The sequence below is a fragment of the Streptomyces paradoxus genome, assembly GCF_014202475.1.
Taxonomy (GTDB): Bacteria; Actinomycetota; Actinomycetes; order Streptomycetales; family Streptomycetaceae; genus Streptomyces; species Streptomyces paradoxus.
Map to the genome: position 1 here is coordinate 126,381 of NZ_JACHGV010000011.1, position 23,939 is coordinate 150,319.

Annotated in this window: 25 protein-coding genes; 17 read left to right on the plus strand and 8 right to left on the minus strand. The window is 72.8% G+C overall.

All coding sequences use genetic code 11. The features are described 5' to 3' along the window. Positions 1 to 149: 149 nt before the first annotated feature. Positions 150 to 578, minus strand: a complete 429-nt coding sequence (locus HNR57_RS30965) for a hypothetical protein (protein ID WP_184565192.1) — start codon at positions 576 to 578, stop codon at positions 150 to 152. Positions 579 to 716: 138 nt separating this feature from the next. On the opposite strand from HNR57_RS30965, the gene HNR57_RS30970 reads away from it, so the two are divergent. Next, entirely contained in the window at positions 717 to 866 is a 150-nt protein-coding gene (locus HNR57_RS30970; protein ID WP_167345921.1) for a hypothetical protein, read from the plus strand. 106 nt (positions 867 to 972) lie between these two features. Then, positions 973 to 1,845, plus strand: a complete 873-nt coding sequence (locus HNR57_RS30975; RefSeq protein ID WP_184565193.1) for an SCO4651 family lipoprotein — start codon at positions 973 to 975, stop codon at positions 1,843 to 1,845. A 5-nt stretch (positions 1,846 to 1,850) separates the two neighbouring features. On the opposite strand, the gene HNR57_RS30980 is transcribed toward HNR57_RS30975, so the two are convergent. After that, on the minus strand, positions 1,851 to 2,801 hold the full coding sequence (locus HNR57_RS30980) for a DUF1731 domain-containing protein (RefSeq protein WP_184565195.1): 951 nt from the start codon (positions 2,799 to 2,801) through the stop codon (positions 1,851 to 1,853). 117 nt (positions 2,802 to 2,918) lie between these two features. Here HNR57_RS30980 and HNR57_RS30985 point away from each other — a divergent pair, with 117 nt between their 5' ends. Then, on the plus strand, positions 2,919 to 3,245 hold the full coding sequence (locus tag HNR57_RS30985) for an antibiotic biosynthesis monooxygenase family protein (RefSeq protein ID WP_184565197.1): 327 nt from the start codon (positions 2,919 to 2,921) through the stop codon (positions 3,243 to 3,245). Positions 3,246 to 3,326: 81 nt separating this feature from the next. On the opposite strand, the gene HNR57_RS30990 is transcribed toward HNR57_RS30985, so the two are convergent. After that, positions 3,327 to 4,679: a diacylglycerol/lipid kinase family protein gene (locus HNR57_RS30990; protein WP_184565384.1), complete on the minus strand. Its 1,353-nt coding sequence runs from the start codon at positions 4,677 to 4,679 to the stop codon at positions 3,327 to 3,329. Positions 4,680 to 4,951: 272 nt separating this feature from the next. On the opposite strand from HNR57_RS30990, the gene HNR57_RS30995 reads away from it, so the two are divergent. The 3 genes from HNR57_RS30995 to HNR57_RS31005 all read left to right on the plus strand — a co-directional run bounded on the left by HNR57_RS30995 (position 4,952) and on the right by HNR57_RS31005 (position 7,846). Next, entirely contained in the window at positions 4,952 to 5,335 is a 384-nt protein-coding gene (locus tag HNR57_RS30995; protein WP_184565199.1) for a VOC family protein, read from the plus strand. Positions 5,336 to 5,436: 101 nt separating this feature from the next. Beyond that, positions 5,437 to 6,117 (plus strand): hypothetical protein, encoded by a 681-nt coding sequence (locus HNR57_RS31000; protein WP_184565201.1) that lies wholly within the window; start codon positions 5,437 to 5,439, stop codon positions 6,115 to 6,117. A 625-nt stretch (positions 6,118 to 6,742) separates the two neighbouring features. Further along, the gene (locus HNR57_RS31005; RefSeq protein ID WP_184565386.1) at positions 6,743 to 7,846 is read left to right on the plus strand and encodes a GNAT family N-acetyltransferase; all 1,104 of its coding nucleotides are present in this window, start codon (positions 6,743 to 6,745) and stop codon (positions 7,844 to 7,846) included. 47 nt (positions 7,847 to 7,893) lie between these two features. Here HNR57_RS31005 and HNR57_RS31010 read toward each other — a convergent pair whose 3' ends face one another. After that, positions 7,894 to 8,484, minus strand: a complete 591-nt coding sequence (locus tag HNR57_RS31010) for an AMIN-like domain-containing (lipo)protein (RefSeq protein WP_184565203.1) — start codon at positions 8,482 to 8,484, stop codon at positions 7,894 to 7,896. A gap of 149 nt (positions 8,485 to 8,633) precedes the next feature. On the opposite strand from HNR57_RS31010, the gene HNR57_RS31015 reads away from it, so the two are divergent. After that, the gene (locus tag HNR57_RS31015; RefSeq protein ID WP_184565205.1) at positions 8,634 to 11,201 is read left to right on the plus strand and encodes a SpoIIE family protein phosphatase; all 2,568 of its coding nucleotides are present in this window, start codon (positions 8,634 to 8,636) and stop codon (positions 11,199 to 11,201) included. A gap of 113 nt (positions 11,202 to 11,314) precedes the next feature. Then, positions 11,315 to 12,007 carry a GAF and ANTAR domain-containing protein gene (locus tag HNR57_RS31020; RefSeq protein ID WP_313675290.1) on the plus strand — a complete coding sequence of 231 codons (693 nt, stop codon included), beginning with the start codon at positions 11,315 to 11,317 and terminating at the stop codon, positions 12,005 to 12,007. 4 nt (positions 12,008 to 12,011) lie between these two features. On the opposite strand, the gene HNR57_RS31025 is transcribed toward HNR57_RS31020, so the two are convergent. After that, positions 12,012 to 14,144 carry a SpoIIE family protein phosphatase gene (locus HNR57_RS31025; RefSeq protein ID WP_184565207.1) on the minus strand — a complete coding sequence of 711 codons (2,133 nt, stop codon included), beginning with the start codon at positions 14,142 to 14,144 and terminating at the stop codon, positions 12,012 to 12,014. 210 nt (positions 14,145 to 14,354) lie between these two features. Here HNR57_RS31025 and HNR57_RS31030 point away from each other — a divergent pair, with 210 nt between their 5' ends. Next, on the plus strand, positions 14,355 to 15,083 hold the full coding sequence (locus HNR57_RS31030; protein WP_184565209.1) for an ankyrin repeat domain-containing protein: 729 nt from the start codon (positions 14,355 to 14,357) through the stop codon (positions 15,081 to 15,083). A 59-nt stretch (positions 15,084 to 15,142) separates the two neighbouring features. Here HNR57_RS31030 and HNR57_RS31035 read toward each other — a convergent pair whose 3' ends face one another. Both HNR57_RS31035 and HNR57_RS31040 read right to left on the minus strand, forming a co-directional pair. Continuing rightward, positions 15,143 to 15,325, minus strand: coding sequence for a hypothetical protein (locus tag HNR57_RS31035; RefSeq protein WP_104781672.1), 183 nt, complete (start codon positions 15,323 to 15,325; stop codon positions 15,143 to 15,145). Between the two features lie 173 nt (positions 15,326 to 15,498). Then, a complete protein-coding gene (locus tag HNR57_RS31040; protein WP_246555106.1) occupies positions 15,499 to 15,933 on the minus strand; it encodes a hypothetical protein in 435 nt (144 codons plus the stop codon). Positions 15,934 to 16,091: 158 nt separating this feature from the next. On the opposite strand from HNR57_RS31040, the gene HNR57_RS31045 reads away from it, so the two are divergent. The 8 genes from HNR57_RS31045 (at position 16,092) to HNR57_RS31080 (ending at position 23,099) form a co-directional block, all read left to right on the plus strand. Continuing rightward, positions 16,092 to 16,913 carry a chitosanase gene (locus HNR57_RS31045; RefSeq protein WP_313675249.1) on the plus strand — a complete coding sequence of 274 codons (822 nt, stop codon included), beginning with the start codon at positions 16,092 to 16,094 and terminating at the stop codon, positions 16,911 to 16,913. Between the two features lie 89 nt (positions 16,914 to 17,002). After that, positions 17,003 to 17,965: a DMT family transporter gene (locus HNR57_RS31050; RefSeq protein WP_184565211.1), complete on the plus strand. Its 963-nt coding sequence runs from the start codon at positions 17,003 to 17,005 to the stop codon at positions 17,963 to 17,965. Positions 17,966 to 18,023: 58 nt separating this feature from the next. Further along, positions 18,024 to 20,285 carry an MMPL family transporter gene (locus HNR57_RS31055; protein ID WP_184565213.1) on the plus strand — a complete coding sequence of 754 codons (2,262 nt, stop codon included), beginning with the start codon at positions 18,024 to 18,026 and terminating at the stop codon, positions 20,283 to 20,285. Between the two features lie 144 nt (positions 20,286 to 20,429). Beyond that, entirely contained in the window at positions 20,430 to 20,567 is a 138-nt protein-coding gene (locus HNR57_RS31060; protein WP_184565216.1) for a hypothetical protein, read from the plus strand. Between the two features lie 12 nt (positions 20,568 to 20,579). Further along, positions 20,580 to 21,128, plus strand: a complete 549-nt coding sequence (locus HNR57_RS31065; RefSeq protein WP_184565218.1) for a hypothetical protein — start codon at positions 20,580 to 20,582, stop codon at positions 21,126 to 21,128. A gap of 70 nt (positions 21,129 to 21,198) precedes the next feature. Beyond that, positions 21,199 to 21,564, plus strand: coding sequence for a phage holin family protein (locus tag HNR57_RS31070; protein WP_246555108.1), 366 nt, complete (start codon positions 21,199 to 21,201; stop codon positions 21,562 to 21,564). Beyond that, complete coding sequence (locus HNR57_RS31075; RefSeq protein ID WP_184565222.1) at positions 21,540 to 22,244, plus strand: DUF3618 domain-containing protein; 705 nt, start codon at positions 21,540 to 21,542, stop codon at positions 22,242 to 22,244. The genes HNR57_RS31070 and HNR57_RS31075 overlap by 25 nt, the downstream gene beginning before the upstream one ends. A gap of 93 nt (positions 22,245 to 22,337) precedes the next feature. Then, positions 22,338 to 23,099, plus strand: coding sequence for a YsnF/AvaK domain-containing protein (locus tag HNR57_RS31080; RefSeq protein ID WP_184565224.1), 762 nt, complete (start codon positions 22,338 to 22,340; stop codon positions 23,097 to 23,099). Positions 23,100 to 23,171: 72 nt separating this feature from the next. Here the strand turns inward: HNR57_RS31080 and HNR57_RS31085 are convergent, their stop codons facing one another. After that, entirely contained in the window at positions 23,172 to 23,936 is a 765-nt protein-coding gene (locus HNR57_RS31085; RefSeq protein ID WP_184565226.1) for a sulfite exporter TauE/SafE family protein, read from the minus strand. Between the last annotated feature and the right edge of the window lie 3 nt (positions 23,937 to 23,939).

Here is a 23,939-nt window from a genome sequence, read left to right on the forward strand (position 1 = left end):
GGGGGGTGTGGGGTGGGGGGCCCGCCCCGCGGGGGGGGGGCGGGGCGCCTCCCCGGGGGGGGGCGGGCGCCCCCCCCCGCCCGGGGGGGGCCCCCCCCCCCCGCGCCGCCGCTCCCCTCGTGCCGGCACGTCCATCGCGCCGGCCGTGCTCAGATCCGCCCGCCGGTGAGCCGGGTGAGGGGGCCGTGCGCGCCGCGTTCCGCGCGGCGTCCGACGGCGTAGGAGGCGGCGCTCAGGGCGGTCAGGCCCGCTCCGACGCCCGCGGCCACGAGCTTGCGGTGGGCGATGACCGTCCAGGCCGTCTTCGCCGTGGTGGCGACGTGCCCGGAGGCCGTGACGACCGCCTGACGGCCCGCTTCGACGCCCTTGGCCGCGGTCTGTGCGGCCGCCTTCACCGTCTCGGTGGAGCGCTCCGCGCCGGACTTGGCAGCTGACGCCGCCTCACCGGCCTTGCCCGCGGCGCCCTTCGCCGCCCGGGACGCCGGGGCGGTGGCCTTGTCCGCCGTGCCGCGGGCCTTGGACTCCGCGGTCCGTACGGTGGCCGGCTTCTGATTCGTGCGCTTGTTCTCATCAGTCATGGACACCGACTTGCCTCTGACTCCGGCGGCAAACACATTCGGTCGCGCACCGACCGGGCGGGGACGTGCCTGAGCACCGTGCCGGAGGGGTAGGCGCACTACAGGCAAGCGACATCACCACAGGAAGGAAGGTGCGTCATGGCCGGAATGCTGAATCGCATCAAGGAGTTCGCCAAGAGCCCGCAGGGACGGCGGGCCGCGGAGCAGGCACGGCGGGCAGCGGCCGACCCCCGCAAGCGGGCCCAGGCCCAGCGCCTCCTCGGCAAGCTCAGGGGCCGCGGCCACTGACCGGGGCGCCTGTTCCTCCCGGCATCCAACTCCTCGTACACACAGGTGTGTTCATGCCCGGCTTGGGCACTTGAGCCGCACCACACACCTGAGAGGAGCTGGTTCGATGGGCAGGGCGGGAAACGGCAGGCGGGTCTGTGCCTTAGGCGTCGCCGGAGCCCTGGCGGGGACGGTGCTGGTCGGCTGCGGCGACGACGGCGACCCGGGTGACGGCGCGCAGGGCTCGGCCGCATCGAGCGCCGGCACCCGGGAGCAGGGCACACAGGCGGTCCGGTCGGCCTACGACAGGACGGCCGAGGAGGACACCGCCAAGGTGAAGCTGCGGGTGCGGACCTCGGCCCAGGGCGCCTCGCAGACCGCGGAAGGCCAGGGCGCGGTGGATCTGGACGACGGCGACAGCGTCATGACGCTCACCGTGCAGGGGCAGCAGATCGAGCAACGGGTGATCGACCAGGTCCTCTACCAGAGGATGCCCAAGGGCCAGGCGCCCGGCGGCAAGCCCTGGATCAAGATCGACCTGGGGAAGGTCGCCGCACAGCAGGGCACCGGCGACCAGTCCATGAGCGACCCCGCGCAGTCCGCGGCGTACGCCAAGGCGATCACCGACAAGGACGTGACCGAGAAGGGCACGGCCACGGTCAACGGTGTGAAGACCACGCACTACCGCGTCTCCGTCGACGTCGCCGAACTGCCGGGCGGCGACACCCTGCGCAAGCAGGTCGGCCCGACCCTGCCGATGGACGTGTGGCTGGACGACGAGGGCCGGATGCGCCGTCAGCAGATCGACATGACCGTCAAGGCCCCCGAGGCGACGCAGCGGTCCTCCGCCGGCGCCTCGCCCGCGGCCGGGAAGGTCACGGTGCGCACGGTCATGGACTTCACCGACTTCGGTACCGAGGTGGAGGCCGACGAGCCGCCGGCCGGGCAGGTCACCGACATGACCGGCAAGGCGCTGAAGCAGGGCAAGCGGCAGAGCTGACCGGGTCACCCCGTCGCACGGCCGCGGAGGCGTCGTACGAGGTCGTCCGCGGCCTGCGGCCACTCGGGGCGCTCGAAGGCGAAGCCCGCTTCGAGCAGCCGGCCGGGGACGACACGGCGGCTCTTCAGCAGCAGTTCGGTGTCCGAGCGCAGGACGAACGCGCCGATCTCCGCCATCCAGCGCGTCGCGGGCAGGCCCACGCGGACGCCTGACGCGGCGCGCAGGGCGCGCATGAAGGCGCGCTGCGGCACGGGGCCCGGTGCGGCGAGGTTGACCGGACCCTCGATGTCGTCCCGGGCGACGAGGAACTCGACCGCCCGGACGAAGTCCCGGTCGTGGATCCAGGACACGTACTGGGCGCCACCGGCGACCGGGCCGCCCAGACCCAGCCGGGCCAGCCGCAGCAGCACGTCGAAGACGCCGCCGCGGTCCGGGCTCATCACCATGGCGGCGCGCAGGGCCACCTTCCGGGTGTGCGGGGTGTCCGCGCTCTCCAGCTCCCGCTCCCAGGCCTCGGCGATGCCGACGCTGTATCCCCAGTACCCGGGGACGTCGGGTTCGGTGCCGCCGATCACGCCGGTGAGCTCGTCGTTGGCCGCGTCGAAGCGGTGGGCGTACACGGTCGCGGTGCTCATCTGCAGCCAGAGCCGGGGCGGCCGGCCCGCGGCGGCGATGGCCTCGCCCACCACCCGGGCGGAGTGGACCCGCGAGTCCATCATCTGCCGGAGGTTGGCGGGCGTGTAGCGGCAGTTCACACTCCGGCCGGCCAGGTTGACCACGACGTCGCAGCCGTCGATCTCGGCTGTCCAGGGCCCCGGGGTCGCGCCGTCCCAGCGCACTTCGCCGGGCCCGGAAGGGTTCCTGCTGAGCACCACCACGTCGTGTCCGGCCGCGCTCAGCGCACGCTTCAGGACCGTGCCGACCTGTCCGGTGCCACCGGGCATCACGAACTTCATGAAGGTCTCCCCCTCGACGATGTGAGAACGACACTAACTCATATTTGAACGCGTTCAAAACCTTGGGGGAGGCAGGGCTTAGCCTGCGCAGATGCGCCATCGGGCAAGATGGGGCCCATGAGCGTAGTCAAGATCAACGTGCTGACCGTGCCCGCCGAGCAGCGGGAGACGCTGGAGAAGCGGTTCGCCTCCCGCGCGCACGCCGTCGAGAACTCCGACGGGTTCGAGTGGTTCGAGCTGCTCCGCCCGGTGGAGGGCACCGACACCTACCTCGTCTACACCCGGTGGCGTGACGAGGAGTCGTTCCAGGCCTGGATGGAGGGGCCCATGAAGGCCGCGCACCAAGGCGGCGGCGAGGGCGGCGAGCGGCCGAAGCCGGCGGCGAGCGGCTCGACGCTGTGGTCCTTCGAGGTGGTGCAGCAGGCCGGGCCGAAGGAGGCCTGACCGACGGCCGGACGTACGAGGTCCCCCGTGCGCGCGGCACGGGGAACCTCGTACGTCTCGTGGGTGCCGGTGTGGCGGCGCTCAGCTCCGGCGGGAACGCGCGGGCACGGCGGTGCGGCCGACCGCGGCCGCCAGTTTGCGCAGCCGGCGCCAGTCGAGCCGCGGGGGTGCCTCGGGCACTCCGGGCCGGTTACGGGGCACCCGCACCCGCAGGGCGCGGCGGGCGACGCGGCAGTGGACGGGGGCGGGCATGGTGAGCGCCTCGCCGTCCAGGCCGACCTCCAGCTGCGGCTCGTCGGCGTCGACGACGACGCGCTGGGCGGTCAGCACGGTGAGCCCTTCCGGGCGCGGGGACAGCAGGAGTTCGGCCGCTTCCACGGCACTGTCCACGCGGACGGCGAGCACGCCCAGCCGCCCGGAGTTGAGCCGCTCGCGCCGGCCGAATCCGAAGGGATCGTCCATGCGGTAGGCGTTGTTGCTGACCAGGATCGCCTGCGGGTCGGAGACGATGATGCCGTCGGCGGTGGCCGTCAGACGCGGGCCGCTCTGCCGGGTGAGCAGGTCGGGCAGACGCTCCAGGGCCGCGCCCACCTTGTCCTCGCGGTAGCCGGGGCTCTGGACGACGGCCCCGTACACGCCGAACGAGGCGTTGTTGACGAACGGGCGGTCGTCGGCGAACCCCAGGTCGACGCGGAGTTCGACGCCGTCGGAGAGGGCGTCGAGGCAGGTGGAGGGGTCGTCCCGGTCCAGGCCCAGGTCCATGGCGAAGTGGTTGCGCGTACCAGCGGCGATGACGAGGAACGGCAGGCCGTGTTCCGCGGCGACGGCGGCGACCAGCGCCTGGGTGCCGTCGCCGCCCGCGACGCCCAGGAGGTCCGCTCCGTCGGCCACGGCGGCCTTGGCCAGGGCGGTGACGTCCTGGTGCTGGTCCGGGTCGAGCAGGACGACCCGGGCGCCGAGCGACTCGGCCTTCTCCCGCAGGTTGAACTTCTCGACCTTGCCGCCCCCGGAGCGCGGGTTGAGCAGCAGGAAGGGCCGCAGCGGCGGCGGCGTGCGGTACTCCTTGACCCGCACGGACCGCAGGCCCGTGCTGCGCAGGGCGTAGCGGCCGCTCCAGACCGCCCCGCACCACAGGAGCAGGGACAGGAAGACCACCCAGAGCAGGTTCGCCGCGGCGAAGGCCGTGATCAGGCCGGCGGGTGCGACGACGGCCAGCGCGGCCGACGCGATGCGGACCGCTCCCCGCCGTGACAGGACCCACCAGAGCGCGGCCGCGGTCAGGGCGAGTCCCGCGAGGCCCGCCACGAGCAGGAGCAGCCCCCGCAGACCGCCGGACACGAGCGGCAGCAAGGCCGCCAGGGCGGCCGCGGCCAGGGCGCCCCTGGCCGCCCATCTCTGCCGGCGGTGAAACCGTTCGTCCATCGCCGATCCCATGTCGTCCCTCCGCTCGAAGGCCGGCGCGGGCGGATCCCCGAGACCGCGCCCGGCCGTCACCATCGTGCCCGCCGACGCGTCGGCTCCGCCACTGCCGTCCTGGATGACTCCCCCGCCGCGGACCACGTCAGACGCGAAGATCCACCGAGGCGGAGCCACCGGTAGCGTACGCGGCCTCGCGCGCGTGGTTCCGCACGCCGGGGGCTTGATCTCAGCCATCGAGAACCGCAACCCGGTGGCGTTCGGCGCGAAGATCAGGAAGGCTCACGCGCATGGTCTCGGTAGTGCAGAACGTGGCGATCGACTGTGCGGATCCCTATGAGCTGGCCCGCTTCTGGAGCGGGGTGACCGGCCGTCCCCTGCATCCGGAGGACCGGCCGGGTGATCGGGAGACCCAGGTGGTCCTGGCGGAGGGCCCGGTGCTGCACTTCAACCAGGTCCCGGAAGCCAAGACGATCAAGAACCGGATTCATCTGTGCCTGCGCCCCGAGACCTCGCGCGATCAGGAGGTGGACCGGCTGCTGGGCCTCGGTGCCACCTTCGTCGCCGATCACCGCAACCCCGATGGTTCGGGCTGGGCGATCCTCGCCGATCCCGAGGGCAACGAGTTCTGCGTCCTGCGCAGTGAGTCCGACCGAGCCGCCATGAACCCCTGACCACCCGGCCGGAGAAACTCCGGGCCCGGCGCGGAGGAGGCCGGGTAGGCTCCCCTGTTGATCATCGGCCGACACGAACAACAGGGGGCTCCGTGCGGGCCATGGCTACCGTGAGGACGATCGTGCTCTGCCTGCTGGCGGGCACGGCCCTGGCCGGGTGCGGAGCCGGCGGCACCGGCGAGGACACGTCCGCCGGTGCCATCCTCGACGAGGCCAACGCGACGATGCGGAAGCTGGATTCCGTCACCGTCGACATCACCAACCGCACCATGAGGGGCGGCACCGTCACCAGCCACCTCGTGACGGACCTGGACGGCCGGTGCAGGTGCAGGACTACCTGGGCCGGCGGCGGCGTCCTGGAGCAGATCCGGCTGGGCACGACCGACTACGTCCGCCCGAACCGGGCCTACGTGCAGAAGTGGAATAAGAAACCGGGCGTCACCGGCGACCAGAAACTGTGGGTGAAGACGCCCGTGGACCCGGCCTCCTCGGGCGGCGACGGACTCACCTCCTGCGATTGGCCCTTCGACTCGTTCGGCACGGCGAGGAAGGGCGGCTCCACCCGCGTCGGAGACACCAGGGCCGTCGAGGTGATCGTGACCGACAAGGCGGACAAGGAAGGGACGTACACCTTCTACGTGGCCGAGGAGGGCGAGCCGTACCTGCTGAAGACGGTGTACGAGAGCGCCGGGCAGCGCACCACCACGTCGTTCAGCGGTTTCGACGAGCCGCTGGACCTGCGGGCGCCGAAGCCGGACGAGGTGCTGAGCGCCGGGGGCTGAACACCCCCCGGGCGGCAGCGCTTTCCGTTGGAATCCAGGCGGCAACCGGCCCAGTGGGGCGAATCGTCACACCAGGGCTTGACGGGGCGGAGCCGGGCTCGGCCTACTGGAAGGCGCAGCCGGCCGAGTCGGGGGTCTGATGGTGCGGCGACGTTGGGCAGCGGCGGTGGGTCTGGTGGCCTGCCTGCTGATGCTGCTGCACCTCATCACTCCCGCGTTCGCGGACGAGCCGCGCCCGGCGGTGCCGGTCACGGCGTCGGCGGACGCGAGGGACTCGGGTGCGGCGGCGTCGAGTGCCGCGGCCGAAGGGGCCGAAGAGCCGTGCCCGTGTGAGGAGGAGCCGTCCGGGCGGCAGCTCGCGGCGTGGACGCCGCGGGTCGCGGGGGCGACCGGGGTGAGCGCGGTGGTGACCGGGGCGGCCGTGCCGGGCGAGAGTGGTGCGCACCTCCGTGCGGCAGGAACGCCTCCGTGTCCGGTGGCGGTCGGATCCGCCACGAGTACCGCCCGGTTGCAGACGTTTCGCTGCTGAGTGACGGCAGTACCGACCAGGGCCTGCGCCGTGCGGCCCGAGTACTGCCTGGTGCCGGTACGCGGTGATGTGCGGGCCTTCATGTGTCCCATGCCGATGACACAGGAGGCAGAGTTGCCTGGAAAGCGCGTTCTCGTTCTGAGGCCCGACGAGCTCGGCCCGAACGACACGAAGATGTGGCGGGAGATCCGGACCGAGTCCGGCGCGCCGGCGAATCCCTTTCTCGACCCGGTGTTCACCGCCGCGGTGGGGCAGGTCCGGCCGCGGGCCAGAGTGGCGGTGCTGCAGGACGACGGCTCCCCGGTGGGATTCTTCCCGTACGAGGCCGGGGTGTTGGGGCGGGGCCGGGCCATCGGGCTGGGGGTGTCCGACAGTCAGGGGGCCGTGCTGCGCCCCGGGGTCCGGCTGGACGCCCGCCGGCTGTTACGGGTCTGCGGGCTGTCGTCCTGGGAGTTCGACAACCTCGAAGCCGGTCAGGAGGCGTTCGTGCCGCACGCGGTCGAGGAGCTCGCCTCCCCTGTCGTCGACATCGGCGACGGTTTCGAGGCGTACGCGCGACGGCTGCGGGCGCGGTCGCCGGGTTTCCTCAGACAGACCCTGGCCAAGGAGCGCAAGCTGGCCCGGCAGGTCGGCGAGGTGCGCTTCGTGTACGACGCCCGGGACCCCGGTGCGCTGCGGGCACTGATGGAGTGGAAGTCGGCGCAGTACCGGCGGACCGGCCGGCGGGACCGGTTCTCCCAGGAGTGGATCACCCACCTGGTGGGGCTGCTCGGGAGGAGCGAGGAGCCGGAGTGCCGCGGGCTGCTGTCCGTGCTGTACGCCGCGGACCGGCCTGTGGCCGCGCACTTCGGGCTGCGGTCGCGCACGGTGCTGTCCTGGTGGTTCCCGGCGTACGACCGCGCGTACGCCAAGTACTCCCCCGGTCTCGTGCTGCAGCTGAAGATGCTGGAGGCCGCGGCGGCCGACGCCGTCGAGATGCTTGATCTGGGAAGCGGTCCGGCCCGCTACAAGGAGTCGCTCAAGACGCGCGATCTGCGCGTGTATGAAGGAGCGGTGGTCCGGGCGGTGCCGGGGGGAGCCGTGCACTGGCTGGGCCGGGAGCCGGCCCGGGCGGCCCGCCGCTTCGTACGCAACCGGCCCGGCCTGGCCGCTGCGGCGGCGCGGACGCTTGAGGAAGTGGGCCGGTTGCGCGGTGGCTGAGACCGGCGCGCCCGGCTCCGGGGAGCCGGGCGCGGTGTGGGGCCTGGTCAGCCCGTGGCGGTCCAGCTGTGGGCGACGTCCACGACGACGCGGTCGTCCAGCTGCTGCACCCGGAAGGGCAGCCGGGCGCGGACGCCGAGGCCTATCTGGGTCTCTCCCTCGAAGCTGCCGGCGAACCGGGTGTCACGGAAGGTGCGGTAACCGGTGAGGTCGACGCCGGGCAGCGGGCGCGCCACCCGGCCCGGGTACGTGGCCGCGCCGGTCTCCGGGTCGTACGCGGGCGCGGCCACCCGCACCGCGAGGACGGCGCCGCCGGCCACGGGGATGTGGCGGCCCGAGCCGTCCTGGTAGAGACGGGTGACGTACTGGACGGTGTAGCCGACGCCGCTGCCCGCCCCCGGTACGTCGACGACCATCCGGTCGAAGCAGGTGTGACGGCCGGTCCTGACGTTCGTCATGGGTGCGACCGTGGCGCCGGCACCGGTCTTGGCGAGGCTTCCCCAGCCGGTCGGGCACGTCGTGGCCTTCGTGGTGGACCGCCCCGTGGCTTCCGGTGCGGCGCCGGCCGGGACCGCCGCCACGCCCACCGTCGCGCCCACGAGCGCGAGAGTCGCGCATGCTCTTCTGATTCGTACCATTGCCGCCCCCGAGGCTTGCATGTGGCTGATGTCGGGTGAGACGGCCGGACGGACCAAAAGGTTGCACTTGCCGCGCCGGACCGCCGGGCATGGCACATCCTGGTGGGGAGCGATTGGTGTCCGGTGCGTCCGTACCGGGAGGACGCGACATGGATGAGGCAGCCGCCGTACCGGACGGGCCGCGGTCAGCCGACGGCCGGAACCGGGACGGGGCTGAGAGCCGGGCCCCCGCCGACGGCCCCGGCCGGATCGAGGATGCCCTGACGGACCCGCTGGTGGAGGCCGTGCGGGACCTCGACGGCTACGGCGGACTGGTCTACCTGCGCTCCCGCGACCGGCGGTCGCTGGTGCTCGCGATGGTCACCGGCGTGCCCCGCTCCCTGCTCAAGAGCTGGTGGCGGGTGCCGGTGGGCGGTGCCCTGCCCATGGCGGAGGCCTACCGGCGCGACGAGACACTGTGGCTGCCGGACGAGCGCGCCACCATGGTGCGCTTCCCGCACTTCACCGCCGGGCTGCCCTACTCCTTCGGCTCCGCCTACCAGCCCGTCCGGACCGGCGGTGAGGCGGTGGGCGTCCTGGTGGTGCTGCGCTCGGCCTCCCGGACGCCGATGGACGCGGAGACGGTGGACCGTACGCTGCGGCCGGCCGAGCGGGCCATGGAAGAACGCCTCGACCGCCTCGCCGCACACCAGCCCGGCCCGGGCGCCGCCGACCGAAGCGTCGAGTACGACGACGAGCCGATCGGCGTGCGGCTGCCCATCTCCGGCGGCCATCCGGTCCGCGTCGGGCTCATCGACTGGGACCTGGACAGCGACCGGTGCACGGCCGACGACGAGGCCCTCGCACTGCTGGGCATCGACCGGGCGGACTACGGCGGCACGATCGCGGACGTCGAGTCCCGTGTCAGCCCGGACGACCTGCACGAACTGCGGGAGAGCCGGCACGACGCGCTGGCCGGCGGCCGGGTCAGGTCCCGGCACTTCCGGGTGCGGGACGAGTCCCGGGGCGAGGAGGAGACCGGCTACCGGCCGGTCGAACTGTGGGGCCATCTCGTCCAGGGCGGCGCCGGCTCCGCGCGGATCCTGGTGGGCGCCCTCGTCGACGCGGCCGGCGGACTCACCGCGGCCGAGGCGGCGGAGCGGCTGCCCGACGGGATCTTCTCGCTGGACCAGGACGGCCGCGTGACCTATGCCAACCGCCGCTGCGAGGAGCTGCTGGACTCCGGCCGGGAAGAGCTCTTCGGCCGCTATCCGTGGGAAGTGATCACCTGGCTCAGGGACCCCGCGTACGAGGACCGCTACCGGGCGGCGATGCTGTCGCAGGAGCAGGTGTCCTTCCTCGTCCGGCACCCCGATGGGAACTGGCTGAGCTTCGTGCTGTACCCGGACGTGCACGGGCTCACCGGCCGGGTCTCCCCGACCGGGCCGCCCAGCGGGGCCGAGCAGGAGCCGGAGGCCGGTACCGCCGCCGGTCCCGGCATCGCGGCCGTCACGCCCCCGCCCAGGCCGGTCGCCGCCGCGCGAGCCGGTGCGCTCTACCACGTGGTGCAGATGGCGAGCGTGCTCACCGAGGCGGTCACCGTGCGGGACGTCTGCCGGGCCGTGGCCGAGCAGCTGCTGCCCGCCTTCGGCGCCCGGGAGCTGGCGCTGTACACCGTTCGCGAGGGCCGGATGTACCTGCTGTGGGAGTCGGGCTACCCGGAGGGCTTCCTCACCCCGTTCGAAGGCGTCACCCTCGACACACAACTGCCCGGCGTCCACGCGCTCACCACCCGGCTGCCGCTGTTCTTCGAATCGCCCGAGGACCTCTCCCTCGCCTATCCGGGCATCACCCTGGACCGCATGAACGCCTGGTCGTTCCTGCCGCTGATCGCCTCCGGCCGTTCGGTCGGCTCGTGCATCCTCGGCTGGGAGGCCCCGCACCGCTTCACCCCGGACGAGCGCTCCGCCCTCACCGCGCTGAGCGGCCTGGCCGCCCAGGCGATGGAGCGGGCCCGGCTCTACGACTCGGAGTCCGCCGTCGCCCGCGGCCTCCAGGAGGGGCTGCTGCCGCACCGGCTGCCGACCGTCGAGGGCCTGCGCACGACGGGCCGCTATCTGCCCGGTACGCAGGGCATGGCGATCGGCGGGGACTGGTACGACGTGATCACCACCGGGCGTGGCGTGGCCCTGGTCATCGGGGACGTCGAGGGGCACAGCGTCGGCGCCGCCGCGGTGATGGGGCAGCTGCGCAGCGCGGTGCACGCCTTCGCCGCGAGCGAGCGCCCGCCGCAGGAGGTCATCACGCACACCAACCGGCTGCTGACCGAGCTGGAGTCGGACGTGTTCGCGACCTGCTGCTACATCGAGCTCGACCCGGGCACCGGACGGGCCCTCGCGGTACGGGCCGGTCATCCACCGCCGCTGCTGCGCCACCCCGGCGGGCGGGCCGAGACCCTGAACCTCGCGGGCGGCGTCATGCTGGGCGTGCAGCCCGACTCGGTGTACCCCGTCACCGCGCTCACCCTGGCCCCCGGCAGCGTCCTCGCCCTGTACACCGACGGGTTGGTGGAACGGCCCGGCGACGACATCGAGGCGGGCATCGACGCGGTCCGGCGCAGGCTGTCCGAGACCCCGGCGGACTCGGTGGAACATCTCGCCGACCGGCTGGTGGGGACGGCCCGGCGGGCCCGGGAGCGGCCGGACGACGTGGCGCTGCTGCTGACGGCGTACCGGTGAATACGGTGCGCGGCCCCGGGCATGCCGCCCGGACACCCGGCTGATCCGACGAACAGCCGTGCGAAGCGGTGCGGAGTAGCGTGGGGGGACCGGCGGGCGAGGCGGTGGTGACGGTGGATTGGCAGCGGTACGCCGAGCAGATGGCGCGGCTCGCCCGGGACCTGGTCGCCCAGGAGTCGGTGCAGGCGACGCTGGACGCGGTCTCGGCGGCGGCCGTGGAGCTGGTCGAGGGCTGCGACGCGGCGGGGATTCTGACGGTCTCGAAGGGCCGGGCCGTGACCCTCGCCGTGTGCGGCGACATCGTCGAGGAGTCGGACCGGCTGCAGGGCGAGTTCGGCGAGGGGCCCTGCTTCGACGCGGCGCGCCGCGTTGACGGGGAACGGCTGTTCCGCATCGCCGACATGACCCGGCCGCAGCCGTCCTGGCCGCGCTACAGCCGGGCCGCTCGCGACCTGGGGATCGGCAGCATGACCGGCGTACTGCTCTACACCGACGAGGAGGACTTCGGCGCGCTGAACCTCTACTCGCGCCGCCCCGGGGCCTTCGGTGAGGACATCGAAACCGCCGGCTGGCTGCTCGCCTCGCACGCCGCGGTGGCGCTGGCCACGGCCCGTACCGTCGACCAGCTGGAGAACGCCCTGGAGACCCGGCACGCCATCGGTGAGGCCATGGGCATCCTGATGGAACGCCATCAGATGAGCGAGGACGAGGCCTTCGGCGTGCTGCGGCGCATCTCCCAGAATCACAACCTCAAGTTGCGCGACGTGGCCGGACGGGTCAGGGCCGCCTCCCCGGAGCGCGGCTGACGTCTCATACCGGACCGGCGCTCGGGCGGGAGGTGCGCAGGAGGAGCACCGCGATGTCGTCGGCGTTCTGTCCGGTGGGTGCGGTGTGGCGGACGAGCCGGTCGATGATCCGTTCCAGGTCCTGCCCGTCGGCGGTGTCCAGGTGCCCGGCGAGATCGGTCGTGGTGCGGGTGACGTCGGTGCCGGGGAGTTCGACCAGGCCGTCGGTGTAGAGGGCGAGGGTCGTGCCGGGGAACAGGGGCACCGTGGTGACCGGGTAGTCGCCGCCGGTGTCGATGCCCAGCAGCGGGCCGGGGTCGACGTCCAGGACCCGGGCGGGGTGCCGGGCGTGGTGCAGCAGCGGCGGCACGTGTCCCGCGCTGGCGAAGGAAGCCTGCCGGCCGGCCAGGTCGAGGTGGACGTAGAGGCAGGAGACGAGCAGTTCGGAGTCGAGGTCGGCCAGGAGCCGGTTGGTCCGGGCCAGGACCTGGTCAGGTGCGGCGCCGGCGGTGGCGTGGGCGTGGATGGCGGTGCGGACCTGACCCATGAGGGCCGCGGCGGCGACACTGTGGCCCTCCACGTCGCCGATGACGGCTGCCGCGGTCGTGTCGTCCACGCGCAGGACGTCGAAGAAGTCGCCGCCGACCTCGGTGCCGTGGCCGGCGGGCAGGTAGCGGGCGGCGACGTCGAGGCCGGGCAGGCGCGGCAGAGCCCGGGGCAGCAGGGCGCGCTGCAGTTCGTGCACGAGCCGGTGTTTGGTGTCGTAGAGCCGGGCGCGGTCGAGGGCCTGGGCGATCAGGCCGGACAGCGAGGTGAGGACGGCGCGTTCGTCGGCGGTGAAGGTGTGCGGCTGGGCGTAGGACAGGATGCAGCAGCCGACGGGACGGCCGGAGATGATCAGGGGGAGGAACGCCCAGGCCTGCTTGCCGCTGATCTGGGGCGCTCGAGGGTAGCTGGCGGCCAGTTCCGCGGGGTGGGCGAAGAAGGCGGGGGTGCCGCTGGCGAGGACCTGGCCCGCGGGGGTGAGGTCGGTGTCCAGGGAGAGGGCGTCGAGGCGCTCCATGACCTCGGCCGGGTAGCCGTGGTGGCCGGTGATCTTCAGCCGTCCGGCTTCGACGCCGGACAGCACCAGGCCCTGCGCGCCGAAGGCGGGCAGGATCTGGTGGGCGATCAGCGCGACGAGGTCGCGCACGGTCACCGACTCCGTGAGCGCGGCGGCCAGGTGCACGAGTTGGTAGAGGCGTCCCGTCGGTGCCGCGACGGACGGCCCTTCGCCGGCGTGCGGCGGTTCACCGGCCTGCTCAGCGCTCGGCAGGACGCGGACGCTGATGCCGCTGGTGTCGGGATAGAGCTGGAAGGACAGCGGCTGGTCCGGTGGGCGGAGCGCGGTGAAGGAGACGGGAGCGCGGCTGACCACCGCCGTGCGGTAGTGGTCCTCGTAGACGGGGTCGTCGAGCCACGACAGGGACTGCCAGGGTCTGGTGCCCAGCAGCCGGTCGGCGCCGCGGCCGAGCAGGCGGGCCGCGGTGGCGGTGATGAAGGTGACGCGGCCCTCCAGGTCCAGGGCCAGGGCGCCCTCGGGGAGGCGTTCGAGGTAGTCGGCGGCGGCCAGGCCGGTCTGCACGGGATGGCGGGTGGCGTCCACGGGGACGACCCGCGGCAGGTCGGGCAGGGACGGCGGCCGGGGGGCGTCGTCCAGGAGGCGGGCCATGCGGCGGGCGCTGGAGGTGATGCTGCCGCGTTCGCGTGGCGTCATCCGGCGCGGCCGGCCGGCGGGCCACATCAGCACGAGGCCTCCCCAGGAGCGGCGTACGCCGGTCAGCGGGACGGCGACGAGAGCGAACGGGTAGGGCAGGACGGCGGCGGCGCGGGGGTAGCGGCGGGCCATGTCGTCCTGTCCGGCCACGCTGACCAGGGTGTCGTCGTGGATCGCGTCGGCGACCGGGACCGGTGCGGTCAGGGGCAGCCGCCGCCAGGGGGCGCTGAAGGCCACCGGCAGACCGCACAGGGCCACCAGGCGCAGCACCGGCTCGGCCTCCTCGATGAGGTAGAGGCCGCCGATCGAGGCGCCGGTGCCGCGCACGGTGTCGGCCAGGGCCACCCCCAGGGCGTCGTCCGGTGATCCGGCGCCGCCGGGGTGCTCGTTGCTCCCGGGCATGGTGTCCTCCCGCTCCTACCCGGACGCTACGCCTGGCGGAGCGTCCGGGCATGTCATGCGGACGGGTGCCCGGTTCGATGCGGATTGCTCAGGTCTCGCAGCAGGGTGGGGGGCTGCCGGGAGTGAGGGTCCGGCCGATTCCCGCGGGCGGCCGTGCGGGCGGACGCCGGCTGGCAGAATCGGGAGCCCTGACGGCAACGGGAGGCCGGCATGCAGACGCTGACATCGCGGGACCCCCTGGCCGTCGCCGTCACCGAGGCGATCCGCGCCGGGGATCTGCCCGGGCTCCGGCGGCTGCTCGCCGGCCATCCCGGTCTCGCCACCGCGCGCATCACCGAGCAGGGCGAGGACGGCAAGGGCACGCGGAGTCTGCTGCACATCGCGGCCGACTGGCCCGGTCACTTCCCCAGGGGCCCCGAGGTGGTCGCGGTCCTCGTCGCCGCCGGGGCCGATCCGCAGGCCCGCTTCGACGGTGCGCACGCGGAGACGCCGCTGCACTGGGCCGCGAGCAACAACGACGTGCCCGTCCTGGACGCGCTGATCGCGGCCGGGGCCGACATCGAGGCGCCCGGGGCGGTGATCGGCGGTGGCACCCCGCTCGCCGACGCCCGGGGCTTCGGCCAGTGGCGCGCCGCGCACCGGCTCGTCGAGCACGGCGCCCACGTCACCCTCCAGGACGCCGCCACGCTCGGTCTGCTCGACCGGGTCCGGGCCTACGTCGAGGCGGACGAGCGGCCGTCACCGGACGAGATCACCAGCGCCTTCTGGGGTGCCTGCCACGGCGGCCACCTGCCCACCGCGCAGTACCTCCACGGACGCGGTGCGGACGCCGACTGGTGCGGCTACGACGGCATGACCCCGCTCGACATCGCCCGCGCCCAGGACGCCGACGACGTCGTGCGGTGGCTGCGCGACCTGGGCGCGAAGAGCCGCGCCTAGGCCCAGACACCCCCGTCGCGGTCGGCGTCCTGCTCCGCCTTGCGGCGCGCGGGGGCATCTCACAGGCAGTAGCGCACGAGCCATTCGTCCTGGTTGTAGGCGGTGCGCGCCGGGTCGGGCACGCTCGCCGCCCGCTCCTCGACCATGTCCTCCACGCGCACCGGCTCCGGCAGTGCCCCGAAGCGGGCCCGGCGGGCGGCGCTCTCCGCCTCGCTCCCCTGCTGCGACGTCGCCTCGTCCACGGCGATTCCCCTCTCCGGCTGGTCGGTCCGACCGTTCGCCCCTAGGTGGGCAATGAGTTGACGTGCGGGAGGGGCTCCTGGTTCCCGGGGCCTCGCTCAGCCGTGGAAGTTGCGCTGCCACGGGTGCCCGGCGAGCGTGGCCAGCCGGTCGTCCGTGAGCGGGCGGCCGTCGCTCAGGCGCAGATCGCCGCGCCCCGCCGCTCCACTTGGGCGGGGCGGTCGTCGCGGAAGTAACGATTGCGGAAGTCGTCCTCGGGGAAGGCCGAGCCGGCCGTGATCCGCCCGGCCAGTCCGCCCTCGTCGAGGGCGACGCGCACGATGACGCCGACGCCGTGCTCCGCGCAGGCGTGTGCTCGCCGGGGAACGCCTCCGCGGGATCGACGCCGCCGGGCGCGGGCCACAGCCGGTTCAGCGGCGGCACCTTGGTCGCCACGACTCTCGGTGGCGCCGACCCAGGCGGACTCGCCGATACCCAAGGCGCCGTAGCCGATCTCCGACACGGACAGTCCGCTGCGTCCCAGTTCGCGATAGCGCACGGTGCACCCCCACCGCTCGGTGGTCCACCGGCGGGCCGGTGCCGTCGGCTGCGGCCGACCTTGGGCGACCACCGCCGGAGCTCATCGCGGTTTTCCTCCAGCGACTCCCTCGTTCGAGCGTACGAACTTTCGACTCGACGGTTCCGCTAGCGGCCTCTCGATGATAGGAAACCTTCCTATCAGTTCTGCACGGCCAGCTCTTCCAACCCCCCACTCCGCTTGGAGGCCCCGTGAGACACCCCGCCACCCCGGCGACGCGCCGCACCGCCCTGACGCTGTTCGGCGCGGCCCTCGCGGCCACCCCGTTCCTGCAGTCCGCTCCCGCCACGGCGTCCGTGCGGGCGATCGGGCTCGACGACCCGGCGAAGAAGGAGATCGCCATGCAGCTCGTGTCGAGCGCGGAGAACTCCTCGCTCGACTGGAAGGCGCAGTACCAGTACATCGAGGACATCCGCGACGGCCGCGGCTACACCGCCGGCATCATCGGGTTCTGCTCCGGCACCGGCGACATGCTCGACCTCGTCGAGCTCTACACCGACCGCAGGCCCGGCAACGTCCTCGCGAAGTACCTGCCGGCCCTGCGCGAGGTCAACGGCTCCGACTCGCACGACGGACTCGACCCCGGCTTCCCCGGCGACTGGCGCCGGGCGGCCCGGGACGCCGCGTTCCGGCGGGCACAGGACGACGAGCGCGACCGGGTGTACTTCGGCCCGGCGGTCCGGCAGGGGAAGGCGGACGGGCTGCGTGTGCTCGGCCAGTTCGCTTACTACGACGCCATCGTCATGCACGGCGACGGCACCGACCCCCTGAGCTTCCGCAACATCCGCAGGCGCGCGCTGCGCACGGCGAAGCCGCCGGCGCAGGGCGGTGACGAGGTGGCCTACCTCGACGCCTTCCTGGACGCACGGGTGTGGGCCATGAAACAGGAGGAGGCGCACAGCGACACGAGCCGGGTCGACACGGCACAGCGCGTCTTCCTGCGCCGGCGCAACCTCGACCTGAACCCGCCGCTGGACTGGAAGGTCTACGGCGACAGCTACCACATCGGCTGACCACCACCGGCCCGGGCGGGAATTGGTCCACCAAGCAGGCACGGAAGTGGACCCCTTCCCGGGCCGCCCGGCTGCCTAGCGTCACCTCCATGAACGCCACGACAGCGCGCGGCGCCCTGCTCGCCGCGCTCGCCTGCGTCCTCGTCGGAGGGTCCTTCACCGCCAACAGCGTCCTGGGCGACTACCCCTACGCGGGCGGCCAGTTCCTGCGCTACGCACTGGCCTGCCTGCTGCTGGTACCGGCGGCCGGGAAGGGCGCCGCCGGCCGGCTACGGGCCCTGACACCTCGTCAGTGGGTCCGTCTCACCCTGCTCGCGGCGATCGGCATGGTCGGTTTCAACCTGGCCGTCATCGCGGCCGAGCGCACGGCGGAACCCGCGGTGCCCGGCGTGTTCGTGGGCTGCGCGCCGGTAGCCGTCGCCGTTCTCGTGCCCCTGCTGGACGGGCGCAGGCCACAGCGGGCCGTGCTGTACGGGGCGTTGCTCGTGGCGGTCGGCGCCTTCACCGTCCAGGGCTGGGGACGCACGGACGGCGGGGGTATCGCCTTCTCCGTGTGCGCCCTGGCCGGGGAGGTCGGGTTCGCCGTCTTGGCCGTTCCCGTACTGCGGCCGCTCGGGCCCCGGTTGCTGTCCGCCACGGTGTGCGCCGTCGCCGCCGTGGAGTCGGCGGCGGTCGGGCTCCTGGTGGACGGCTCCGGCTGGTTGCGGCGTCCGGACGGAGTCGAGACGGCCGCGCTGCTGTGGCAGGCGGTGGTGGTCACCGTGGTCGGCTTCGTGTGCTGGTACATCGGCATGCAGCGGATCGGGGCGGAACGCGCCACCCTGTTCTCCGGTCTCATCCCGGTGGCGGCGGCCTGCACCGCACCGCTCGTCGGCACGGGTTCCTACGGACTCGCGCAGGCGGCGGGCAGCGCGCTGGTGGGGCTCGGCGTGGCTCTGGGGTCGGGGGCGCTGGGGGGCGTGCGGCGCGATCGCCGTGCGCGAAGGCGGGCTTTTCGGGGGAACGGGCGCCCGGAGTCCCACGGAGTCCGCGTGCCTGAAATGCCGGAGTGATCCCGCGTGCATCTAATGGACGGCACTGACCTCCCGGCCGACACAGGAGACGACGTCCATGCCGCACAGCCGCACCGCCCAAGGGGACCAGAAGGCCGCGCGCGGAGGTGTGCTGCGGCGGCTGGGCGAGTGGTGCGCACGCCACTTCGTGATCGTGATCATCGCCTGGCTGGTGGCGCTGGTGGCACTGCAGGTCGTCAGCCGGGCCTTCGGCGGGGAGTACTCGGACAACTTCTCCCTGCCCCAGGCACAGTCCCAGAAGGGTCTGGACGTGCTGAAGGCGCACGATCCCCAGGCCGGCGGCTACAGCAGTCAGATCGTGCTGCACGACGAGCAGCAGGACCTGACCGCCCTGAGTTCCCAGGTCTCCACCACGGTCGCCGACCTGGAGAATCTGCCGCACGTCCTGTCGGCCCAGAACCCGCTGTCCGCACAGGGGTCCTCCTCGGGGCAGTCGCAGCAGCAGAACGTCGGGCCGCTGTCCGACGACAAGAAGACGGCGTACATCACCGTCCGTTTCAACGTGCAGCCCTCCACGCTCGGCGACGACTACCTGAACGGGGTCGACAGCGCCGTGCAGCCGCTGCGATCGGCCGGTGCCGAGGTCGAGTACGGCGGGCCGCTCGGTGAGCTCGCCCGGCCGAACGCCGACGACCGGGTGAGCGAGCTGATCGGTTTCGGCGTCGCCGTCATCGTGCTGCTGATCGGGTTCGGCAGTGTCATCGCCGCCGTCGTCCCGTTGCTGACCGCGCTGATCAGCGTCGTCGGCGGTCTGGCGATCCTCGGGCTGCTGGCCGCCGCGTTCACCTTCGCGACGGTCTCCCCCACCCTGGCCACCATGATCGGGCTCGGTGTCGGGATCGACTACGCCCTGTTCATGATCACCCGGCACCGGCAGAACCTGATCGACGGCGCCGACCCGGTGCGGGCCGCCGGGCAGGCCGCGGCCACCAGCGGACACGCCGTCAGCGTCTCCGGCTGCACGGTGATCATCGCGCTGGCGGGCCTGTCCGCCTCCGGGGTCGGCTTCATCGGTCTGCTCGGGCTCGCGGCCGCGGTCACCGTCGTCTCGGCCGTCGTCGGCGCGCTCACCCTGGTCCCGGCCCTGCTCGGGCTCATCGGCCGGCGCATCGACCGCTATCACGTGCGCCGTCCCGTCGCCGAGACCGACACCGAGGCGGGCGAGACACCGCAGGGCACCTGGCACCGGTACGCGCAGCGGGTGGAGCGCCGGCCGCTGCGGTTCCTGTCGGCGGGTGTCGCGGTGGTCGTGGTGCTCGCGATCCCCGTGTTCTCCATCCAGCTCGGCCACATCGGCGACGGCGCGGATCCGACGTCCTTCACCGACCGGCGGGCCTTCGACCTGATGACCGACGCGTTCGGGCCGGGCTCCAACGGACCGCTCACCGTCGTCATCGACCAGACGAACGTGCCCTCCTCGCAGCGTTCCGGTCTGGCCTCGAAGGCCCAGCAGTCGCTCGACTCGGTCCAGGGGGCCGCCGTCGTCACGCCCCTGACACCCACGCAGGACGGCGACGTCCTGATCGGCACCGTCTACTCGACCAAGTCGCCGCAGAACGCCGCGACCACCGACCTGACCAACCGTCTGGTCGACCAGACGCTGCCGGACGCGGTGAAGGGAACCGGCGCCAAGGGGTATGTCACCGGTACGACGGCGGCCCAGGTCGACTTCCGCGACATCGTCGCGTCCCGGCTGGTCGTGATTATCCTCGTCGTGGTCGGTCTGGCGTTCCTGATCATCCTGGCCGTGTTCCGGGGGCTGCTCGTCGCCGTCAAGGCGGCCGTCCTGAACGTGCTGTCGATCGCCGCCTCGTACGGGGTGGTCGTCGCGGTGTTCCAGTGGGGCTGGGGCGGGCCCGCTCTCGGCGTGCACGGCAAGGTGCCCATCGAGAGCTATGTGCCGATGATGATGTTCGCCATCATCTTCGGCCTCAGCATGGACTACGAGATCTTCCTGCTGTCCCGCGTCCACGAGGCCTGGCTGCGCACCGGGGACGCGAAGGGATCGGTGGCGCACGCCCTGGAGATCACGGCCCGGGTGATCACCTGCGCGGCGCTGATCATGGTGAGCGTGTTCGCGGCGTTCATCGTCAGCGACAACATCGTGGTCAAGATGCTCGGGCTGGGACTGGCCGTCAGCGTGCTCATCGACGCGACCGTCGTACGCCTGCTCATGGTGCCGGCCGTGATGACCCTGCTCGGGCGGCACGCCTGGTGGATGCCGCGGTGGCTGGACCGGGTGGTGCCGCACATCGACGCCGAGGGGGCGGGAACCGGGGCGCGTTCGTCGGCTCGCTGAAAGGCGACTCCACCGCTGCCCAAACTCGCTTACGGCATCGGCTGCTTTGCCGCGGCATCGCACCTCATCCCGAACCCCGCATGCCCGAAAGATTCCCTTTTCCTGTTTTGTCCTAGTGGGTGTGGTTAACCGAGGAGGGTGCGTGTGGGACGGCGGCTGGAACACAAGAAGCCGGCGGCGAGCCCGCACCCGGCCGGGCGTGCCGAAGCGCGATGGACGGCGTACGCCGTCACCGCGGGCGGTCCGGATCCCGACGAGACCGAATCCACGGGCGGTGCCTGAGGGAGAGGACCCATGAGCGAGATGGCGAACGAGAGCACCGGTCGTGCTCAGCAGGCCGGGCAGACGGCGAAACAGGAGGCGTCGGCCACGGCCGGCCAGGCCAGGGAAGGTGCGAGTCAGGTCGTCGGCACCGCCACCGACCAGGTCCGAGCCGTCACCGGCGAGGCCAGGGCACAGGCCGGTGCGATGGCCGGTGACCTGCGGACGCGGGTCACCGAGGAGGCCGAGAGCCAGACGCGGCGCGGAGCGCAGGTGATGCGGCAGTGGGCGGACGACCTGTCCGGTCTCGCCGACAGCGCTGACGCGGACTCACCCGCCAGGAGCCTCGTGACACAGGCGGCCGACCGCGGTCACCGTGCCGCCGACTACCTGGACACACGGGGTGTGGGCGGCCTCGTCGACGACCTGCAGCACTTCGCCCGCCGGCGCCCCGGCGCCTTCCTCGGCGGAGCGGTCGTGGCCGGGTTCGCCGTCGGACGGCTCGCCAAGGCCGGCAGCAAGGCCGACGGTTCCGGCTCGGGCCGGTCGGCACCGGAGCTGCCGGGCCACGGGGAGGCCTGAGATGTCGTCGCTCACACCACACGCTCCGCAGCGACACGCTCCGAAGCACCGCGGGCAGGAGGACAGCTCGATGGGAGAGCTGCTCTCGACGGTGACGTCGGACGTGCAGCAACTGCTGCGCCAGGAAGCGGAACTGGCCAAGGCCGAGATCCGGGAAGAGGCCACCAAGGCGGGCAAGGCGGCCGGGATGTTCGGCGGAGCCGGTTTCGCCGGCTACATGGTGGCCGTCTTCCTGACCCTGGCGGCGATGTTCGCCCTGGCCAACGTCATGGACCTGGGATGGGCCGCGCTGATCGTCACCGGTGTGTGGGCGGTGATCGGCCTGGTCCTCTACCGCCGGGGCCGCGCGCGGATGCGCACGGTGTCGCCGAAGCCGGAGCAGACCATGCAGACGCTGAAGGAGGACATGCGATGGGCACGGCACCCGACCGGATAAGGGCCGACATCGATTCCACGAGGGAGAGACTGTCCGAGGACGTCTCCCGGCTGGCCGACCACGCCCGCCCCCGCCGGATGGTACGGCGCCGCACCCGGCGCGTCCGCGGCGCCCTGCACGGGGTCCGGGAACGGGTGATGGGCAGCGCCTCGGAGATCACCGGCCAGACCGCCGACCGCACCCAGCAGGCCGCCCAATCGGTGCAGGAATCCACGGGTCAGGCCGCGGACACCGCGCGCCAGGCCGCCGGGAAAGTCGCCGGCACCGCTCGTAAGACCGCCGGGCAGGCCGGTGACGCCGCACGGCAGGCCCCCGAGCAAGCGATGCGGCAGACGCAGGGCAACCCGCTCGCCGCCGGCCTGATCGCCTTCGGCGCGGGACTGCTGACCGCCTCACTGCTGCCCACCTCGCAGGCCGAGGAACAGGCGGCGGAGCGGGCCGGACAGGCCGTCGAGCCGGTGAAACAGGCCGCGTTGGAGTCCGCGCAGCAACTGAAGGAGGACGCCACCCAGGCCGGCCGCCAGGCCGCCCAGGAAGTCAAGGACACCGCCTCCGAAGCCGCCCGCGCCACCAAGGAGCAGGCCGGAGAGCAAGCCGGGCACGTCACCGAACAGGCCCGCCGCTCCGCACAGACCACGGCCGAGGAGGCACGCGGGCAGACCGGCAGCCCCGGACCGTAGGAACCGCGCCGCCCGACCGGCCTGTGCCGCACCACCGGCAAGACCCGAGCCCGACGGCCGGAATTTACCGATAACAATGCAGGAGATACCAGAATGATCACCCGAGAGCAGATCGCCACCGTGCTGGACCATCCGGTCCATGACGCCAGGGGCGACAAGATCGGCGATGCCGGGCACGTCTTCTTCGACGACGTCACCGGCGAGCCCGAGTGGGTCAGCGTCCGTACGGGCCTGTTCGGCACCAGCGAGTCCTTCGTACCCATCCACGACGCGGCCCTCGTCGAGGACCACCTCGAGGTGCCGTACGCCAAGGACCAGGTCAAGGACGCGCCCAACGTCGACGTGGATGCCGGCGGCCACCTGTCCGAGCAGGAGGAGCAGCGCCTGTACCAGTACTACGGCGTCGACTGGGACGCCGGCTGGCAGGACGCGCGCTCCGGTACCGGTCAGGCGACCGGCACCGCCGACGACGCGATGACGCGCTCCGAGGAGGAAATGCACGTCGGTGTCGAACGCCGCGAGGCCGGCCGGGCGCGGCTGCGCAAGTACGTCGTCACCGAAGAGCAGCAGTACACCGTCCCCGTGCGTCACGAAGAGGTCCGCGTCGAGCGCGAGCCGATCACCGACGCCAACCGGGACAGGGCGATGACCGGCCCGGACATCACCGAGGCGGAACACGACGTCACGCTCTACGAGGAGCAGGCCGTGGTGGAGACCAGGGCCGTTCCGAAGGAGCGGGTCCGCCTGACCACCGAGGAGGTCACGGAGGAGGAGACCGTCACCGGCGAGGTCCGCAAGGAACGTATCGAAACCGAGGGGACGGGCGAGCAAGGGGACCAGGGAGGCCGCCGCTGATCTCCACGGGCGCCCGGGGCGGGAGGGCCGATGATCCTCCTTCCCGGGCGCCCCGCGTGCGCCGGGCGGGGGTCAGTGGAGCATCAGGTGGACGAGGGCGACGGTGCCGACCGACACGATCAGGGTGCGCAGGACGGCGGGGCTGAAGCGGCGGCCCGTTCTGGCTCCGATCATGCCGCCGAGCGCCGACCCGGCGGCGATGAGCACGACGGCCGTCCAGTCGAAGTCGGCGAAGAACAGGAACAGCAGGGCGGCGACCGTGTTGACCACGGCCGCCAGCACGTTCTTCACGGCGTTGAGCCGCTGGAGCGTCTCGTCGAGCAGCATGCCCATCAGGGAGACGTAGATGATGCCCTGCGCGGCGGAGAAGTAGCCGCCGTAGACGCTGGCGAGGGTCAGCCCGGTGAACAGCAGCGGGCCGCCGTCGCGGCGGACGGGACCGCCCGAGGCACGGCGGCGGCGTACCCGCTGAGCGATCCAGGGCTGGCACGCGACCAGCACGAGGGCAAGGCCCACCAGGACCGGCACGATCCGTTCGAACGCCGACGCGGGCAGGGTCAGCAGCAGCACGGCGCCCGCGAGGCCGCCCAGCACAGCCCCGATGCCCAGCAGCAGGACGCGCCGGCCCTGCCCGCGCAGTTCCTCGCGGTAGCCGAGGGCGGCGGTGATGGAACCGGGCACCAGGCCCAGCCCGTTCGACACCGTGGCCGTGACCGGGGCCAGTCCGGCGGCCAGCAGCACCGGGAAGGTGATCAGCGTTCCCGAGCCGACGACGGCGTTGACGGCCCCGGCACCCGTACCCGCGGCGAGCACGGCGGCCATCTCCCACGGCGTCACGCC

Bases quoted from the DNA above. Each gene is read 5' to 3' on its own strand.
- HNR57_RS31010 (WP_184565203.1), bottom strand. From the start codon at position 8,484: ATGGTACGAATCAGAAGAGCATGCGCGACTCTCGCGCTCGTGGGCGCG.
- HNR57_RS31070 (WP_246555108.1), top strand. From the start codon at position 21,199: ATGGGAGAGCTGCTCTCGACGGTGACGTCGGACGTGCAGCAACTGCTG.
- HNR57_RS30990 (WP_184565384.1), bottom strand. From the start codon at position 4,679: ATGGGATCGGCGATGGACGAACGGTTTCACCGCCGGCAGAGATGGGCG.
- HNR57_RS30970 (WP_167345921.1), top strand. From the start codon at position 717: ATGGCCGGAATGCTGAATCGCATCAAGGAGTTCGCCAAGAGCCCGCAG.
- HNR57_RS31030 (WP_184565209.1), top strand. From the start codon at position 14,355: ATGCAGACGCTGACATCGCGGGACCCCCTGGCCGTCGCCGTCACCGAG.
- HNR57_RS31075 (WP_184565222.1), top strand. From the start codon at position 21,540: ATGGGCACGGCACCCGACCGGATAAGGGCCGACATCGATTCCACGAGG.
- HNR57_RS30975 (WP_184565193.1), top strand. From the start codon at position 973: ATGGGCAGGGCGGGAAACGGCAGGCGGGTCTGTGCCTTAGGCGTCGCC.
- HNR57_RS30985 (WP_184565197.1), top strand. From the start codon at position 2,919: ATGAGCGTAGTCAAGATCAACGTGCTGACCGTGCCCGCCGAGCAGCGG.
- HNR57_RS30980 (WP_184565195.1), bottom strand. From the start codon at position 2,801: ATGAAGTTCGTGATGCCCGGTGGCACCGGACAGGTCGGCACGGTCCTG.
- HNR57_RS31005 (WP_184565386.1), top strand. From the start codon at position 6,743: ATGACACAGGAGGCAGAGTTGCCTGGAAAGCGCGTTCTCGTTCTGAGG.
- HNR57_RS31065 (WP_184565218.1), top strand. From the start codon at position 20,580: ATGAGCGAGATGGCGAACGAGAGCACCGGTCGTGCTCAGCAGGCCGGG.
- HNR57_RS31055 (WP_184565213.1), top strand. From the start codon at position 18,024: ATGCCGCACAGCCGCACCGCCCAAGGGGACCAGAAGGCCGCGCGCGGA.
- HNR57_RS31080 (WP_184565224.1), top strand. From the start codon at position 22,338: ATGATCACCCGAGAGCAGATCGCCACCGTGCTGGACCATCCGGTCCAT.
- HNR57_RS31025 (WP_184565207.1), bottom strand. From the start codon at position 14,144: ATGCCCGGGAGCAACGAGCACCCCGGCGGCGCCGGATCACCGGACGAC.
- HNR57_RS31000 (WP_184565201.1), top strand. From the start codon at position 5,437: ATGGCTACCGTGAGGACGATCGTGCTCTGCCTGCTGGCGGGCACGGCC.
- HNR57_RS30995 (WP_184565199.1), top strand. From the start codon at position 4,952: ATGGTCTCGGTAGTGCAGAACGTGGCGATCGACTGTGCGGATCCCTAT.
- HNR57_RS31050 (WP_184565211.1), top strand. From the start codon at position 17,003: ATGAACGCCACGACAGCGCGCGGCGCCCTGCTCGCCGCGCTCGCCTGC.
- HNR57_RS31015 (WP_184565205.1), top strand. From the start codon at position 8,634: ATGGATGAGGCAGCCGCCGTACCGGACGGGCCGCGGTCAGCCGACGGC.
- HNR57_RS30965 (WP_184565192.1), bottom strand. From the start codon at position 578: ATGACTGATGAGAACAAGCGCACGAATCAGAAGCCGGCCACCGTACGG.